Annotated in this window: 14 protein-coding genes; 1 reads left to right on the forward strand and 13 read right to left on the reverse strand. The window is 47.1% G+C overall.

The genetic code is table 11. The features are described from left to right. Position 1: 1 nt before the first annotated feature. From G614_RS0110090 to G614_RS0110140, 10 genes are all read right to left on the reverse strand, one after another. Positions 2 to 1,036: a zinc-binding dehydrogenase gene (locus tag G614_RS0110090; protein ID WP_027641833.1), complete on the reverse strand. Its 1,035-nt coding sequence runs from the start codon at positions 1,034 to 1,036 to the stop codon at positions 2 to 4. Positions 1,037 to 1,067: 31 nt separating this feature from the next. Then, complete coding sequence (locus G614_RS0110095) at positions 1,068 to 1,976, reverse strand: amidohydrolase family protein (RefSeq protein ID WP_027641834.1); 909 nt, start codon at positions 1,974 to 1,976, stop codon at positions 1,068 to 1,070. 21 nt (positions 1,977 to 1,997) lie between these two features. Further along, complete coding sequence (locus tag G614_RS0110100; RefSeq protein WP_027641835.1) at positions 1,998 to 3,029, reverse strand: ABC transporter permease; 1,032 nt, start codon at positions 3,027 to 3,029, stop codon at positions 1,998 to 2,000. Further along, on the reverse strand, positions 3,026 to 4,549 hold the full coding sequence (locus G614_RS0110105) for a sugar ABC transporter ATP-binding protein (protein ID WP_027641836.1): 1,524 nt from the start codon (positions 4,547 to 4,549) through the stop codon (positions 3,026 to 3,028). Before G614_RS0110105 ends, G614_RS0110100 begins: the two co-directional genes overlap by 4 nt. Then, a complete protein-coding gene (locus tag G614_RS0110110) occupies positions 4,546 to 5,547 on the reverse strand; it encodes an ABC transporter permease (RefSeq protein WP_027641837.1) in 1,002 nt (333 codons plus the stop codon). Before G614_RS0110110 ends, G614_RS0110105 begins: the two co-directional genes overlap by 4 nt. 149 nt (positions 5,548 to 5,696) lie before the next feature. Beyond that, positions 5,697 to 6,749, reverse strand: coding sequence for a sugar ABC transporter substrate-binding protein (locus G614_RS0110115; RefSeq protein WP_027641838.1), 1,053 nt, complete (start codon positions 6,747 to 6,749; stop codon positions 5,697 to 5,699). Positions 6,750 to 6,924: 175 nt separating this feature from the next. Beyond that, positions 6,925 to 8,211 carry a TRAP transporter large permease gene (locus G614_RS0110120; protein ID WP_027641839.1) on the reverse strand — a complete coding sequence of 429 codons (1,287 nt, stop codon included), beginning with the start codon at positions 8,209 to 8,211 and terminating at the stop codon, positions 6,925 to 6,927. Continuing rightward, positions 8,204 to 8,710, reverse strand: a complete 507-nt coding sequence (locus G614_RS0110125; RefSeq protein WP_027641840.1) for a TRAP transporter small permease — start codon at positions 8,708 to 8,710, stop codon at positions 8,204 to 8,206. The genes G614_RS0110120 and G614_RS0110125 overlap by 8 nt, the downstream gene beginning before the upstream one ends. Positions 8,711 to 8,739: 29 nt before the next feature. Beyond that, on the reverse strand, positions 8,740 to 9,837 hold the full coding sequence (gene dctP / locus G614_RS0110130; RefSeq protein WP_027641841.1) for a C4-dicarboxylate TRAP transporter substrate-binding protein: 1,098 nt from the start codon (positions 9,835 to 9,837) through the stop codon (positions 8,740 to 8,742). Positions 9,838 to 10,125: 288 nt separating this feature from the next. Beyond that, on the reverse strand, positions 10,126 to 11,154 hold the full coding sequence (locus tag G614_RS0110140; RefSeq protein ID WP_027641842.1) for a zinc-binding dehydrogenase: 1,029 nt from the start codon (positions 11,152 to 11,154) through the stop codon (positions 10,126 to 10,128). Positions 11,155 to 11,389: 235 nt separating this feature from the next. Here G614_RS0110140 and G614_RS0110145 point away from each other — a divergent pair, with 235 nt between their 5' ends. Further along, complete coding sequence (locus tag G614_RS0110145) at positions 11,390 to 12,073, forward strand: GntR family transcriptional regulator (protein WP_044917555.1); 684 nt, start codon at positions 11,390 to 11,392, stop codon at positions 12,071 to 12,073. Between the two features lie 449 nt (positions 12,074 to 12,522). On the opposite strand, the gene G614_RS0110150 is transcribed toward G614_RS0110145, so the two are convergent. The 3 genes from G614_RS0110150 to serC are packed head-to-tail and all read right to left on the reverse strand — an operon-like array spanning position 12,523 to position 16,106. Continuing rightward, the gene (locus G614_RS0110150; protein ID WP_027641844.1) at positions 12,523 to 13,770 is read right to left on the reverse strand and encodes a DUF1015 domain-containing protein; all 1,248 of its coding nucleotides are present in this window, start codon (positions 13,768 to 13,770) and stop codon (positions 12,523 to 12,525) included. Between the two features lie 51 nt (positions 13,771 to 13,821). After that, positions 13,822 to 14,985, reverse strand: a complete 1,164-nt coding sequence (locus tag G614_RS0110155) for a phosphoglycerate dehydrogenase (protein ID WP_027641845.1) — start codon at positions 14,983 to 14,985, stop codon at positions 13,822 to 13,824. Between the two features lie 35 nt (positions 14,986 to 15,020). Next, positions 15,021 to 16,106: a 3-phosphoserine/phosphohydroxythreonine transaminase gene (gene serC, locus G614_RS0110160; RefSeq protein WP_027641846.1), complete on the reverse strand. Its 1,086-nt coding sequence runs from the start codon at positions 16,104 to 16,106 to the stop codon at positions 15,021 to 15,023. Positions 16,107 to 16,143: the final 37 nt, after the last annotated feature.

Below are 16,143 nucleotides of genomic sequence, written 5' to 3' on the forward strand. Positions count from 1 at the left end.
CTCAACTTAAATCCCCAGTGAAATCTATGACCACCTTTAACATATTTCCAGGATTGTGTGCGAAATCATAGAATGCTTTAGCCCCGTGTTCAAATTTATATACGTTTGTAATGATATTCTCAATGGGCGTCTTCCCGCCTTTAACCAATTCAATCAATTCCACGAAATCCTTTTTTAAAGCATTCCTTGAACCAAATACATTCAGTTCCTTTTTCTGCAGTAATGTAAAATTAAAATCCAGGTTTTTCTTACCCACGCCAATGACCACCACCTTACCGCCAAAGCACGCTGCATCTATGCAATTCTGGAACGTGGAAGGAAGCCCTACTGCCTCAATCGTTGTATCAAACCCGTTTCCTCCTGTAATCTCATTCACTGCTTTTTCAAAATTCTCCGGAGAGTCATTCAGAATTGTGCCATCTACCCCAAAGGCCTTTGCCATCTCTAACTTTCCCTCGGAAACATCAGATATATAAACAAGTGCGCCTTTTGCTTTTGCAGCAACAGCAGCAAGCACACCAATGGTTCCTGCCCCAATTACAAGCACTTTTTCTCCGGCTCCCACCTCTGCCCGGCTGACGCCATGATAACTTATACAAAACGGTTCAATCACGGCAAGGAGCATGGGGTCTATCCCCTTTCCATCATATACCCGTTCTGAGGGCATTGTTATATATTCCTGAAATGCACCATCGCGCTGGCACCCCATGGTCTGGTTATCCATGCATGCATTTACAATCCCATTTTTACAGGAGTAACAGTGTCCGCAATTGAAGTAGGGATTGCATGTAACAATCATTCCCGGCCGCAGCCCCTGTTCGTTGTCCTCATCCGCCTCAACGATTTCCGCTGAAAATTCATGACCGGGAATCCTTGGATAATCGAAGTATGCAAAAGTTCCCTTGTATGAACCCAGGTCACTTCCGCAAATCCCCCCGTAAAGCAGTTTTAATAATACCTCGCCCTTCTTTCTCACAGGTTTTTCTACATCTATAAATTCTACCTGTCCGGGCTCTTTTATATACATCGCCTTCATATTTCCCTCCATGTTGGATTGATATTTGTATTTAAAGGGGGTAAACATCCTTTGCATTTTTGTACATTACCTGTTGGAATTCCAAATCGGTAAAGATGTTTCCCTCATATAAGTAACGCCATAAATTTTCATAGCTTTCCCTGGTCAGAGGACTGGGCACATCGGTCCCCCATACAAGCTTCTCAGCCCCCGCAATCTGTCTTGCAAGTCTTACAAACGCCTGCCCCGTAGGATACGGATATGTTTCGGGAGCCACATTCCATGGCACTGCAGCCAGGTCAAACCATACATTAGGAAGTGATAATATACTCAGTCCTTCCTCAAGCATTTTATAATCCCCCAAAGAGGGGGCCAGAAGATGGCAAACCAACAGCCTCATTTTAGGATGTCTTTTTGCTATCTCTGCCACTGCCTCCGGCTGAAAACTGGGCATCCCAGGGCTTCCTATATCGAGAACCAATGTTGCCCCGGCTTCGGCAATCATTGTGAAAAATTCACGAAATACATCTCCGTCAATTCTGAAATCATCATGATAGCCCATCAGTCCGCCTCCGGATGAAGTCTCAAATTTGACAATCCTAAATCCCAATTCATATAGGAACCGGTGCAGCAAAGATTTAGCATTCTTGCAAAATGGGTCACATGTGGCTGCAGGAACGAACAGGTCCGGATAACGTCTGGCTGATTCAAGGACATATTCATTTTGAAATCCGTAGAAGCTTCCCTGCAATAACACTGCACGTTCAACATTATTTTTCTGTAATAATGCAGCTAATGTTTCTGCTGCAAAGGATCGTTCCCCCAAACCGGGCGGAATCATCTCTATCTCATCACCATTTGCCCATCGCGCCCGTCCGCCTCCAATGGGGCGCAATTCGCCGCGGGGGCCGAATCCGCAAAGTTGTTCAAACACATGTGTATGTGCATCAATCAGCTTCATTGTCATACATCCGCCTTTCTGTTATATTGTCTTAAACTCCCCCTCCTTGCGGCTAAAGATTCTGGCCAATACACCCGAGCGTTTCAAACCGCTATTCTTATACCGCCCATATGCATCTGCCGCTACAGCTACAATAATTACAATCCCTTTAACAACACTGTGATACGTTGATGGTACTCCCAACAAACGTAAACCATTGTTAATCATTCCAACCAAAAGAGCTCCAAACATGGCTCCCTGCAGTGACCCTTCACCTCCCATAAGGCTGGTGCCGCCTACTACAATAGCAGTAAGTACATCATTTTCGTATCCCTGCGCTGCTTTTGCAATTGCCTGCTGATTCATACTGGCCAGCACAATACCTGCCAATGCCGCAGTAAAACCTGAAATAGCATACGATACTGTGGTTATCCGTTTGGAGGATACTCCAGAAAGATTACTAGCCTCCTTATTTCCGCCAACCGCATAAACCTGGCGTCCAAAGGTAGTCCGGTTAAGCAGCCAAAAGCTGATTAACGCCACAATCACCAATATACAAACCGAAAAAGGAATACCAAACAGTCTTCCTCCGCCAAGAAATGTGAATGCTGCCGGTTCCAGACAGCTGATAACCTGGTTGCCGGTCAGCAGCTGTGCAATTCCATAAATAATGTTTTGACTTGCAAGGGTAATCAGAAAAGGCGGAACATTGAAATTTGAGACGATTGCGCCATGGGCAATTCCGGCCATTACACCGGCAGCAAGTCCAAATAAAATACCTAATATGACTCCTGTATAGCTATAGTCCATCCTGACAATGGTCAACACAACACAGGCCCCGCTCATTGCAGCGGTTGCCCCCACCGCAAGGTCAATTCCTCCCAGCAGAATGGGATAGATGGTGCCGCAGACCATCACTCCATATATAGAAATTGCAAGAAGAATACTTTTAAAATTTCCCAGCGTCAAAAAAATCCCCGAATTCATTAACGTGAGCACCAACATGACCACAAGAAGAATCAACGGTTTCTGAAAACGACTGGTCAGTGCTTTATAGTTCTTACGACTGCTCATGTGTTATTTTCCTCCTTTTTAGCAGTATCAATGCCGGACGCAGCCATTAATATATCCTCCTGCGTAATGACACCGCTATCAAATTCCTTCTGGATATGACCTTTACGAAATACCAGAATACGATGGGAAACCCGCAGCAATTCCTGCAAATCCGATGAGACTAAAAGAATTGATACCCCCTGTTCAGCAAGATTATCAAGAATCTTATATATTTCGTCCTTTGCTCCGATATCAATACCCGCCGTAGGTTCATCAATCAGAAGGACCCGCAGGTCACGCGCCAGCCACTTTCCAATAACCACCTTCTGCTGGTTTCCTCCGGAAAGGTTGCCCACAGGAAGCTGCGAATCAGCCGGACGGATATCCAGTTTTCCCACAGCATCTATACCAAGCTTTTTTTCTTCTGCCCTGTTCACATTTGATGCCTTGCTCAGGAAATCATAGTTTGGCACGGCAATATTGCGTTCAATAGACAATAGTGGTATGAATCCCTGATTACGCCTGTCTTCCGGAACCAGCCCAAAGCCTTTTGAAATTGTCTCTGAAACCCGGCATAGCAGCTTCTTTCCCTCAAAAAAGATTTCCCCTCCGTCATAAGGGTCTGCGCCAAATATACAGCGCAGCACCTCGGTCCTTCCTGCGCCTACCAGGCCTCCAATTCCCAGAATCTCTCCTCTGTGCAGTGTAAAGCTAATATCTGAAAATGTGCCTTTTCGGCTGAGAGACCGAACTTCAAGTACCGGTTCCATATTACTGCGGTGCAGGTATCGGGAGGCAGTGGCCTCACTGAGTTCCTTTCCAATCATCATTTTAATAACATCCGGAGGATTAATCTGCTCCTTTTCAAGCACAGCAACCTTTTTGCCATCGCGCAATACGGTTAAACGGTCAGCCAGACGGAAAACCTCCTCCAATCTATGGGAAATATAAAGAATGGACACCCCCTTTTCCCTTAGCTGATTAATGATTCCAAATAATGCCTCTGATTCTTTACTTGAAAGCGAAGCCGTAGGCTCGTCCATGATAATAAGTGATGAATCCTCAGACAGGGCCTTCAGAATCTCCACTGTCTGCCGCTGTGCAATTGAGAGAGTCTCAACAATTGCATCCGGCTGAAGATTAAAGTCATAATACTGAATTAAATCGCTTACTTTTTTCTTCATCTCACGTATTTTAAGAAGACCGCAACCACTCTTTTCCTTACCAAGCATTACGTTCTGCATAACACTCAGTGTTGGAATCAGGCTTAGTTCCTGATAAATGACACCGATACCCAGTTTCTGTGCATCACTCCGCGAATTAATCTCACAAGTCTTTCCTGCGAAGGTAATGGAACCCCCGTCCTTTGGATAAACCCCAGTCAGAATCTTAATCAATGTGGATTTTCCCGCGCCATTTTCCCCCATTAAAGCATGCACTTCGCCACGGGCCACTTCCATATCAACCTTCTTCAGCACCTGAACGTCTCCAAACTTTTTTTCTATCCCATTCATAGAAAGCAGGATTTCTCTCTCAATCATACAGCAGCCTTCCTTTCCTCCTCCAGGGCTTTGCGGTGGACCATTTTCTCATCCATATACTTGTTATAAACAGAATCAAATATAATCATGGCCACAATAACCATGCCCTTGATAATTAACTGGACCGCTGTTGGAAGATTATATTTGTAGATGCCATTGGTTAATACCATCATAAACAGAGTTCCAACCACAGTACCAAAGATATCACCGCGGCCTCCGCTAAAGGCACATCCGCCTACTACTACCGCTGCAATAACATCAAATTCAAGACCAATGCCTGTCTCAGGAGTCGCAGAGCGAATCTTGCCCATTAAAAAAATTGCAGAAATACTGCAGCACAGACCGGTCAAAGTAAATACAGTCCGTTTAATTCTCCCAAAATTAATTCCAGACAATTCTGCTGATTTGCAGTTGGCTCCTACCGCATAGGTATAGACTCCCAGCTTAGTCCGTTTCAGAAGGAGCTGCCCCGCGATTGCAATAACAAAAAATGCTATTGTAACTAGATATACTCCGTTAATGCTTCCTCCCAGAACAAGAAAGGTCCGGTTATCAATTACCTTATTGGAAATCATGCCTGTGGCGGTGCGAATAGCAAAAATAAGGGCCAGTCCCCTAAACAGAAATTGTGTGGAAAGAGTCGCTATAAAATCGGGTATGCGCAGTACCGTTACCAACACCCCATTTAAATAACCTCCCAGAGCCCCAACTGCAAGGGCAATCAGAATGATGATACCAGACGGAAGATGGGTATAATAAAGCAGATTTGCACAGAGCATTGCCACAAAGCCTGCCAGCGCACCAGTTGACAGGTCTATGCCGGCAGTTATGATTACCATGGATACACCGACCGCGATAATTCCTATGGTAGAACACTCACGTAATAAGGTAAAGATATTGTTAGCAGTAAAAAAGTATTCGCTGGTAAGGCCAAAAATTAAAATCAGTGCAAAAAGCAAGCCGACAGATATCAGCCGGCGTATTGTCTCTTGTCGCATAGTAGTTCCTCCTTTTATCATAACCGGAATCTGCCTGAAATCCATCGCCCCTCTAAATATGCCGCAAACCGCATCTACGCTGAGAGGCATTCCAGGAAGATGCAGGGTGGAATGGGTCCGCCCTGTTCCCTGGAAAAGAATCTGTTGTATTACCAGCGAATATCAGGACCAATTGATTCCACTGTATCAGGGGTTACTACAATTGGGGCCATCTTAATGATTGGAGTCTCTGTATAAGAGGATGTATCTGCCTCAGAGCCAATAAAGTACATTGCAAGCCGTGCTGCAGTTGCTCCCTGGTCATAGCAGTTCGTATAAATGGTGCCGGCCATCTTTCCCTTTTCGATATATTCCAGTGCTTTTGACTCACCGTCTGCTCCCCAAATCACCATTTCTCCCAGACGGCCTGCTGCCTCCGCTGCCTGTGAAGCTCCTTCTGCCATTGCATCATTGTGACAGAATACAGCATCGATTTTATTATACTTAGTTAAAAAGTCATTCATGACTACATTTGCTTTCTCAGTAAGCCACTCTCCGGTCTGGGCATCTATAATCTCCACTTCCGGATGCTTAGCCATCTCATCCCTAAAACCAGCTTCAAGAATTTCTCCGCGGCTTGCTCCAGGTGTGGCCTGAATAATCACAACATTTCCGGCCTCTCCAATGGAAGCAGCAATATTCTTAGCTACCAGCGCTCCGGCCTCATAGTCAACCATGGCAACCAACGCTGCATGCGGGGTGGAAGCATCCATGTTTAATGTTATGACCGGAATGCCTGCCGCCTCTGCCTGTTCTACCGAAGCTGCAAGGGCCGCTGCATCTGTTGCCTGCAATATGATTGCATCGTAATGCTGGTTAACCAAATCTGACATTATCTGAACCTGTGTTTCAGCAGAAGCCTTACCATCAAAGCGTTGGAATGTAACGTTTTCAAAAATGGATAATTCTTTTTCCATGCCGTCTCCCCAAGCGGCAGCAACTGAATCTCCAATAACGTTAGGTACAAATGCAATTTTAACATTGTCTGCATACGGGTCTTTGACATCCGACTTAACTGCATCCTCCTGAGTTCCTTTTGAACTGGATGTGTTTGACGTTGTATTCTTTGAATCTGCACCATCAATTTGTACATTGCCACACCCCGACAAAGCCAATCCAGTTACCATCAGCGCCGCTAAAAAACCTGCATAAATCTTTCTCATTCTATAACTCCTCCTGTTTTTAGTTTTTGCATCTTCATACAACCGCAGCAGACTCTAAAAGATAAATGAATCCAGTGCGCCTGCCATGAAGCATACATTGATGTATATATAAACCGATACAACAAGTATAATAGAATTTATACAAATTTGTGGTATAATTGTATATTATTATATTTTAATAGAACAGATTGACCAGCACTGTGGTAAATCCTGGAATCCAGGTCAGGAGCATTAAGTTAATAAGCAGTAAGAAGTAAAAAGGAACTGCCTCCCGGATAAATGCCGCTGTTTTACACTTGGTAATACTGCAGGTAACAAACATCAAGGTTCCCATCGGCGGCGACAGGGCTCCGATGGCATTGTTAAAGATATAGACCATAGCAAACTGAATCTCATTGATACCGTAGGATTTTGCTATCGGCGCAAGCAATGGAACCAGAATGATCATAGAGGCATTCCCTTCAATAAACATCCCGACAATCAGTAGAAAAATATTCAATACAAGAAGGAATACATACTTATTGTTAATCGTTGCCATCATCCACTCTGTCAGCTGCTGTGGGATCTTCTCTTTTGTCAGAACCCAGGAGAATACACTGGCTGCCGATACAATCAACATAATCGAGGCGGTGGTGGTTACTGTTTCCTTCATTCCCTGGACAATGTCTTTCATATGCATTTCTTTGTATATGATACCTAAAAACATTGCATAGATAATTGCCACTGCACCGGCCTCTGTTGCGGTGAAAATACCAAGACGGATTCCCCCGATTATGATAATCGGAAGGCAGAGGGGCAAAATCGCCGGTTTAAAGGCTTTCCAGAACTTCGGCCAGGTGATCTTTTCCGTAGTCAGATTTCCATATCCTCGCTTTTTGGAGATAAATCCGACCAGAATCATCATGGTGATGCAGAGGAGTGCTCCTACCCCTAAACCGGATATAAACAGTTTTCCAATGGACACGTCAGCGATGCATCCATAAAGTATCATGGCGATTCCCGGAGGAATCAGGGGGGTAATCATGGAAGATGCTGCCGTTACCACGCTGGAGAATTCTTTTGAGAAACCTTTTTTCTCCATCTCCGGAACCAACATCTTCGCTTCCATAGCGGCATCCGCAATATTGGAACCGGAAAGGCCTCCCATGATGGTGGACAGCAGCACGTTAACCTGTGCCAGGCCACCCGGAAGATGTCCGGTGACAACCTCACAGAAATCCATAATTCTTTTGGTAACGCCTGTGTAATTCATAAATATCCCCGCACACACAAAAAACGGAATGGCCAGAAGGGATATTTTCTCTGTTCCAATAATCGTCTGCTGGGCAAATACGATAGGATTTACCCCTTGATTCATCACAAAATATACCATAGCTCCGCCGAGTACGGCGATGTACACCGGAACCTTCAGAAATAAAAGTACCAGCATGATAATAGATGCCAACAATAAAATATCACTCATTATCTGATGCCGCCTCCTTTGCCTCTGATTTAACGCCGGTTATAATACTGTAGAAGTAACTGATAACCATCAGCACATAAGATAACGGAGCAATTCCGTATATCAAGGCATACGGTATCTTAATCATGCTGGTAGAACGGCCGCTTTTCAAAAACATCTGGATGAAACCAAGGCTCTGATAGAATAAATATCCCAGCACCGCTACGACAACAATGGAGAGCAACACTTCCATCAATTTCTGCAGTTTTGCAGGAAGCAAATCCACAATTACTTCAATCGCTACATGGTTTCCTGTACGGAACGCCGCACCGCCTGCTGCAAATACGATCCACACCATACATGCCAGCTGTACTTCCTCCAGCCAGGTAAACGGTTGCCCAATCACCCGGCGCCAGATGACGCCGAGAAATGTGAGCACAATCAAAATACCAAGAACCACTGAGGCAACAAGCAAATCCAGGTTACAGAGAAAAGACAGAATCTTATTTTTTCCTTTCATACTTTTACCTTTCTAAAATCATCGCTGATTTATTCTGCACCCATCGCATTCTTTACGGTCTCATACAGATTGTCAGACCATCCGAATTTATCTCGCAGTGTATAGAAGGACTGTGCTTTCTCCTTAAAGCCCGCCAGAACTTCCATACTCGGTTCTACAACGGTAACGCCTTCATCCTTCATTTTTTGCAGATACTCCGCATCTGCTTTCTGCTGTACCTCGTTATTGTACAAGCCCGCCTCTTCCGCAGAAGAAAGCAGCCAGCCCTGCTGTTCTTCCGTCAAGGAGTTAAACCAATCTGCCGAGCAGACAAGGGTGGTAAAATTCTTTACATGGCCGTCCAGAATCAGATATTTGGCAACCTCATGAAGTTTTCTGCCATATAAGGTGGCCAACGGATTCTCAGCTCCGTCGATAGTCTTTGTCTGAAGTGCCTGGTATACATCGCCCAAATCCATGCCGGTGGAAGTTGCGCCTAATGCGTCAAAGCCTTCGGACTGGATGGCATTGCCTGGTACACGGATCTTCATGCCTTTTAAATCCTCTACCGTGTTTACAGGCTTTGTGGTCAATGTGTGGCGCTCACCATAAATCCAGTTGGAAGCCACAATCTTTAATCCCTTTTCTTCCAGTTTTGCACACTGCTCCTGATACCAGTCAGATTTGGTCAATGTCCAGCATTGATCCCAGCTGTCAAACAGAAACGGTCCGAACACAATGCCAAAGTCCGGCACACCATAGTCCGCATAGAACGCTCCATCTGCAAGCGTACACACATTTTCTCCTAAAAGCATGGTGTCGATCAATGAGGATTTACCTCCAAGCTGTGAATCAGGATAAATCTCAATCTTCATGGTGCCGCCTGATTTTTCTTCCAACAGCTCCGCCCATTTTTCAATTCCCTGCCCAAAGGGCTCAGAGATGGAGTTCTCAAATCCAACCTGAAGAACAACAGCATCCTTGTTATCTGTCCATTCCCCTGGATTGCCGACCTCTTCCTCTGTCTTCTTTGTCTCTCCGGCTGCCGTCCCCGCGGTATTGCCGTTACCACCGGAACCTCCGCATGCTGTCAAAGAAAATACCATAGTACCCACCATTACGATTGCTGCTAACTTCCTTAATCTCATCGATAAATCTCCTTTCTACTACAATATATTTATGGTTAATATCCCTTACAGCCAGTAAGGAATTTTCCATCTTGTTGCTTAAGCTGTTAGAATGTATGGAGCAATAGGTATGTCGTCTTCCCCGCCTTCTTTTATCAGATCAATTAATTCCAGGAAATCCTTTTTCAGCGCATTTCTGGAGCCATACACATACAGCTCTTTCTTCTGAAGCTGTGCGAAATTGAAAGCAGAGTTGCGGGGAATTATACCCTGAGAGATTAATTTTTTGTTACCTTTACCTTTTGTGTTTTATCTGTCCGTAAAGTCCAGGATTACCTTCAGCATATCTCCCGGATTGTTGGCAAAATCATAGAACGCCTTGGCCCCATCCTCAAATTTGTATATATTGGTGATGATTCCCTTTACCGGTACCTTTCCTTCCTTGACCAGGTCAATCAGCTCCACAAAATCTTTCTTAAGGGCATTTCTTGAACCGAATACATTAAGTTCCTTTTTCTGGAGCAGTGTGAAATTGAAATCCAGATTTTTCTTTCCTACCCCGATGACAACCACCTTTCCCCCAAAACAGGCCGCGTCAATGCAGTTCTGGAATGTGGATGGAAGTCCGACCGCCTCAATGGCTATATCAAACCCATTCCCGTCTGTAATCTCCTTCACCGCCTTGTCAAAGCTCTCCGGGGAATCATTGAGGATGATGCCATCCACGCCAAACTCCCTGGCCATGTCCAGTTTCCCCATGGACACATCGGATATGCAAACCACTGCCCCCTTTGCCTTGGCTGCCACTGCAGCCAGAACACCGATGGTACCGGCTCCTATGACCAGAACCTTGTCCCCCTGCTTTACCTCTGCCCTGCTGACCCCATGATAGCTGATGCAGAAAGGCTCAATGGCTGCAAGAAGCATGGGATCCAATCCCTTTCCGTCATACACACGCTCCTCAGGCATGGTTATATACTCCTGAAACGCCCCGTCTCTCTGGCATCCCATGGTCTGGTTATCCATACATGCATTCACGATTCCGTGCTCGCAGGAATAACAGTGTCCGCAGTTAAAATATGGATTACAGGTTACAATCATTCCCGGGCGCAGTCCCTGGTCATTGTCCTCATCCACTTCCACGATTTCCGCAGAAAACTCATGGCCTGGTATCCTTGGATAATCGAAGTACGCGAAGGTCCCCTTGTAGGAACCCAGGTCGCTTCCGCATATTCCTCCGTACAGGAGTTTCAGCAGAACCTCACCCTTTTGCCGCACTGGTTTATCGATATCCCTGAACTCTACCTGACCGGGTGCATTAATATACATTGCTTTCATTAATCTTCCTCCCAGCTGAGATATATTCTCTGTTGTATACATCATAGTATATATTAATAAATACATCATGTCAACTGATTCTCTGACCATGTTTTATATTTTGTATATAATGACCGATTCTATTCTATATTTTTATGCAATATGACCATTGCTCAATCATTTTATTTTACCCTCTTATTGAACCGGCGCGATATCTATGATAAAATACTTTCATATATATTAAAAGAGGGGGGGTATGTTCATCGTGGTTAAAACCAATCTGAAGACCTTGGCATACAACACAATAAAGCAAAAAATCGTCACCTGTGAATATGCGCCGGGGACGTTTTTAAATGAGGAAATCCTGACCGATGAATTAAAGATAAGCAGAACGCCCATCCGCGATGCCTTAAGCAGGCTGGAGCAGGAGGGGCTTATTGAGATAAAACCAAAGAAAGGAATCACCGTGACCGCCCTGTCCATCAAGGACGTGAACATGATTTTTGAGATACGGAAATTATATGAACCTTATATCTTGAAAAATTATGGTTCATTTCTGGACGAGGACAAGCTGAACGAATTCTACCATATTTTTTCCCATAAAGACGCAAACAGCGAGTGCTTTCAGAACAACAATTACTTTTATGACTTAGATTCCTCCTTCCACCAAATGATTGTGGACGCCTGCCCTAACGTTTACCTGCGCCAGAATTACGCACTGATACAGACCCAGAGCGAGCGTTTCCGCTTCATGACAGGAAATATCTCCAACAACCGTTTGGAGGATACCTTCAGGGAACACATTGACATCATTGTCCCCTGCCTGCAAAAAGACTGGGATACCGCTGTGGAAAAGCTCTTGTATCACCTGGACGAGTCTAAGAGGTCCACTTTCAAGTTGGTGTTTGATAGTATTGACAGCAACAATATTGGGTTCTGATTAATTTAGATGTAAAGATGTAGAGGGGTTAGGTGCATCCGTCCGTGAGTGGGATGGGGGTGGCCGCGGCAGCAACTTTCCGATTAGCCAGCATCACCAGCCAGAGATACTTTTTCTATCCTTTGCGTGGAAGAGACAGCGGACGCTCTGGAAATGTAGTGGGTGAGAGCCGGGAACGCAGGGCGGGAGGTGGCTTTGGAGCAGTTCGGAGAGACTTAGGCGCAAGGGGCAGGCAAAGCCGGGGTTGCGCAGGGCGCTCCACGCCCGGAGCAAAGCAAACATGGAGCCGAACTCATCAGGAGTTCGGCGTAATTTTTGCGGTCCCCGGGTTTTCCTGCCCCTTGGGTCTTAGTCTCTCCCACTGCGGAAACGGTCACCTCCCGGACTGCGTTCCCGGCTCTCACGGACGCGGCTCCCCACGCGCGTCCGCGTACCCCCTTCCCCTCATCCTACCCCAACCTATGTATAAACAGCCCACTCCGAAGCTTCGGCTCAAACCAGGTAGACTTAGGCGGCATGAGAAGCCCCGCGTCCGCCACAGACAACAACTCCTCTATGGATGTGGGGAACATGGAAAATGCCACCTCCATATCCTCACCAACCCGGCGCTCCAGTTCCTTAAGTCCCCGTATCCCGCCGATAAAGTCAACGCGCTTATCAACCCTGGGGTCGCCGATTCCAAGCACCGGCCCCAGAAGCTGGTCCTGAAGGATAGACACGTCCAGCCCCTTCACCGGGTCACTGCTCACAAACTCCGGCTTCACCTTAAGACTGTACCATCTGTCCTTTAAGAACATGCCGAATGTGCCCTTCTCCTCAGGCCCAAAGGCCCCGGTTCCTGCCCCGCCACGTTCCTGCACCTCAAAGCGCTCCGAAACAGCAGCCAGAAAATCTTCCTGTCCCAATCCGTTTAAATCCTTCACTACCCGGTTGTAGGGCAGTATCTTAAGTTCCTCGTCCGGGAACAGTACGGACAGGAAATAGTTGAAAGGTTCCTTCCCCGTATAATCCGGGTTCTCTTCCCTTCTCTTAAGCCCCACCTTCACAGCGGAGGCAGCCCTGTGATGTCCGTCCGCAATATAGGTGGCCGGTATGGCCGCAAATGCATCCTCCACGGCCCGCACCATATTTCTGGCGCCAATCATCCACGCCCTGTGGCGGATTGCGTCCTCTGACACGAAATCATACAGAGGCACCTCCTCCTTCACCTGGGCCACCAAAGCCTTAAGCTCCTGATTCTGCCTGTAGGCCAGGAAAATAGGGCCTGTGTGGGCGTTAGTGGTATCCACGTGGCGGATGCGGTCCAGTTCCTTATCCTCCCTGGTATTCTCATGTTTCTTCACCACGCCGTCCACATAGTCGTCAATGGAACAGCAGGCCACGATACCGGTCTGGCTCCTGCCATCCATGGTGAGTTCATAGAGATAGTAATTTTCCTCAGGGTCCGTCACATAGACCCCCTCCTCAATCTGACAATCAAGCAGCTCCCTGGCCTTGTCATAGACACGGCTGTCATAGGTGTCCACGTCATCCCCAAACTGAGTCTCAGCCCTGTCAATGTTCAGGAAGGAAAGGGGATTCCCCTTAACGGCCTCACAGGCTTCCTTCCTGTTATACACATCATAGGGCAGGGCCGCTACCCGGGCCGCCTTGTCCGCCGCGGGCCTGATACACATAAATGGTTTTACTACTGCCATAGTTTCTCTCCTGTTTATCTAAGGTTACAGTCCGGCCATGGTAGAGCGCAGTTACTTAACCACCCGCACCCTCAGCACGCCTTTGATGGCCCTGAGCTTCTGGATGGTGGCATCCTCTGCCTTGTGCTCCAAATCCAGCAGCGTGTAGGCATACTTATCCCGGCTCTTATTGGTCATATCGGAAATGTTCATGCCCTGTTCAGCCAATATACCCGTAATCTGTCCAATCATGTTGGGAATGTTCATATGAAGCACGGCCACACGGCTCTCTGCCTGGCACATGCCCATATCGCAGGACGGAAAGTTGACGGAGTTCTTGATATTGCCATTCTCCAGGTAATCTGTCAGCTCCTTCACCGCCATCACCGCGCAATTGTCCTCGGACTCCTTTGTGGAAGCGCCCAGATGGGGAAGCAGGATAACCCTCTCCATGTTTGCGACCTTTGGATTGGGGAAATCGCTGACATAGTAGCGCACCTTTCCCGCGTCCAGCGCAGCCGCCATATCATCGTCATTGACCAGGGTATCCCTGGAGAAGTTGAGGATTACCACCCCATCCTTCATGATAGCCAGTTTTTCCCTGTTAATCATTCCCCTGGTGGTATCCATAAGGGGCACATGGATGGTAATATAATCACATTCCTGGAAAATAATGTCCGCATTGGTGATATGCTTTACACTCCTGGACAGCCTCCAGGCCGCGTTGATGGAAATATATGGGTCGTATCCGTATACCTCCATTCCCAGATGGGTAGCAGCGTTGGCAACCTCCGCGCCGATGGCTCCCAGGCCGATAACACCCAGCTTCTTGCCCTTAATCTCGCAGCCGGCAAATGCCTTCTTGCTCTTCTCTGTGTCCTTGGTAATGTTGTCGTCCTCCGCATTGGCCTTGCACCACTCGATACCTCCCACGATATCCCGGGAAGCCATGAGCATGCCTGCAATCACCAGCTCCTTTACGCCGTTGGCATTGGCTCCCGGTGTATTGAATACAACGATGCCCTTCTGCGCGCAGGAATCCAGCGGGATGTTATTGACACCGGCTCCCGCGCGGCCCACCGCCACCAGGTTCTCCGGAAGTTCCATATCATGCATGGAAGCGCTGCGCACCAGGACGGCGTCAGCGTCCGCCACGTTGTCTGTCATCTCATATCCGGCCGGAAACAGCTCCGTGCCGCACTTCGCAATGGGGTTCAAGCAATGAATTTTTTTCATAATAATCCAACTCTCCTCTATATGTCCAAAGACTTTTATTTCCTGTGCTTCTTCTCGAAGTCAGCCATAAATTCCACCAGTTTCTCAACACCCTCCGCAGGCATTGCATTGTAAATGCTGGCACGCATGCCGCCCACGGTTCTGTGTCCCTTCAGATTCTCAAAGCCCGCTGCCTTTGAATCCTTCACAAACAGGGCGTCCAGTTCCTCGTCCCCTGTCACGAACGGCACGTTCATCAGTGAGCGGTCCTTCTTAACCACAGTACCCTTAAATAACCGGCTTTCATCCAGAAAATCATAGAGGATCTTAGCCTTCTTTTCGTTGTATTCCTTCATGGCTGCCAGGCCGCCTCTGGCCTTCAGCCACTTAAATACCTTTCCGCACATGTATATGCCGTATGTAGGCGGGGTATTGTACAGTGACTCTGCGTCCGCATGGGTCTTATAGCGGAGCATGGTAGGTGTCCCGGGCAGCACATCCTCTGTCACCAGGTCCTCCCTCACAATGACAATGACGGTTCCAGCCGGTCCCACGTTCTTCTGGGCGCCTGCAAAGATCAGGCCGTACTTTGACACATCCACGGGCTCGGACAGGAAGCATGAGGACTGGTCAGCTACCAGAAGCTTTCCCTTTGTGTTGGGAAGGGTCCAGTACTTGGTGCCGTAAATGGTGTTGTTCTCACAGATATACACATAGTCAGCGTCCTCGGATACAGGCAGGTCGGAGCAGTCCGGAATATAGCTGAAGGTCTTGTCAGCGCTGGAAGCAATGGCATTGGCCTTTCCGTAAATGGAGCCTTCCTGACAGGCCTTCTTAGCCCACTGACCGGTAAGGATGTAATCTGCCGCCTTGTTCTTCATCAGGTTCATGGGCACCATGGCAAACTGCTGGGATGCGCCCCCCTGAAGGAACAGTACCTTATAGTTATCCGGAATATGTAAAAGATCCCGCAGGTCTGATTCAGCTTCCTTGATGATGGTGTCATAAGCCTTAGATCGATGACTCATCTCCATCACTGACATTCCTGTTCCCCTGTAATCCAGCATCTCTGCTGCGGCTTCCTTCAGGACGTCCTCCGGCAAAACGGCCGGTCCGGCTGAAAAATTGTAAACTCTGCTCATCTTGTTCTCCTCCTTTAAATGGTTGTACTTGCTGCAC

The organism is [Clostridium] clostridioforme AGR2157, from assembly GCF_000424325.1.
GTDB lineage: Bacteria > Bacillota > Clostridia > Lachnospirales > Lachnospiraceae > Enterocloster > Enterocloster clostridioformis_A.

Coding starts and splice junctions, on each gene's coding strand:
- G614_RS0110120 (WP_027641839.1), bottom strand. CDS start 8,211: ATGAGTGATATTTTATTGTTGGCATCTATTATCATGCTGGTACTTTTA.
- serC (WP_027641846.1), bottom strand. CDS start 16,106: ATGAGCAGAGTTTACAATTTTTCAGCCGGACCGGCCGTTTTGCCGGAG.
- G614_RS0110125 (WP_027641840.1), bottom strand. CDS start 8,710: ATGAAAGGAAAAAATAAGATTCTGTCTTTTCTCTGTAACCTGGATTTG.
- G614_RS0110100 (WP_027641835.1), bottom strand. CDS start 3,029: ATGAGCAGTCGTAAGAACTATAAAGCACTGACCAGTCGTTTTCAGAAA.
- dctP (WP_027641841.1), bottom strand. CDS start 9,837: ATGAGATTAAGGAAGTTAGCAGCAATCGTAATGGTGGGTACTATGGTA.
- G614_RS0110150 (WP_027641844.1), bottom strand. CDS start 13,770: ATGGCAGTAGTAAAACCATTTATGTGTATCAGGCCCGCGGCGGACAAG.
- G614_RS0110105 (WP_027641836.1), bottom strand. CDS start 4,549: ATGATTGAGAGAGAAATCCTGCTTTCTATGAATGGGATAGAAAAAAAG.
- G614_RS0110145 (WP_044917555.1), top strand. CDS start 11,390: ATGTTCATCGTGGTTAAAACCAATCTGAAGACCTTGGCATACAACACA.
- G614_RS0110155 (WP_027641845.1), bottom strand. CDS start 14,985: ATGAAAAAAATTCATTGCTTGAACCCCATTGCGAAGTGCGGCACGGAG.
- G614_RS0110095 (WP_027641834.1), bottom strand. CDS start 1,976: ATGAAGCTGATTGATGCACATACACATGTGTTTGAACAACTTTGCGGA.
- G614_RS0110110 (WP_027641837.1), bottom strand. CDS start 5,547: ATGCGACAAGAGACAATACGCCGGCTGATATCTGTCGGCTTGCTTTTT.
- G614_RS0110090 (WP_027641833.1), bottom strand. CDS start 1,036: ATGAAGGCGATGTATATAAAAGAGCCCGGACAGGTAGAATTTATAGAT.
- G614_RS0110140 (WP_027641842.1), bottom strand. CDS start 11,154: ATGAAAGCAATGTATATTAATGCACCCGGTCAGGTAGAGTTCAGGGAT.
- G614_RS0110115 (WP_027641838.1), bottom strand. CDS start 6,749: ATGAGAAAGATTTATGCAGGTTTTTTAGCGGCGCTGATGGTAACTGGA.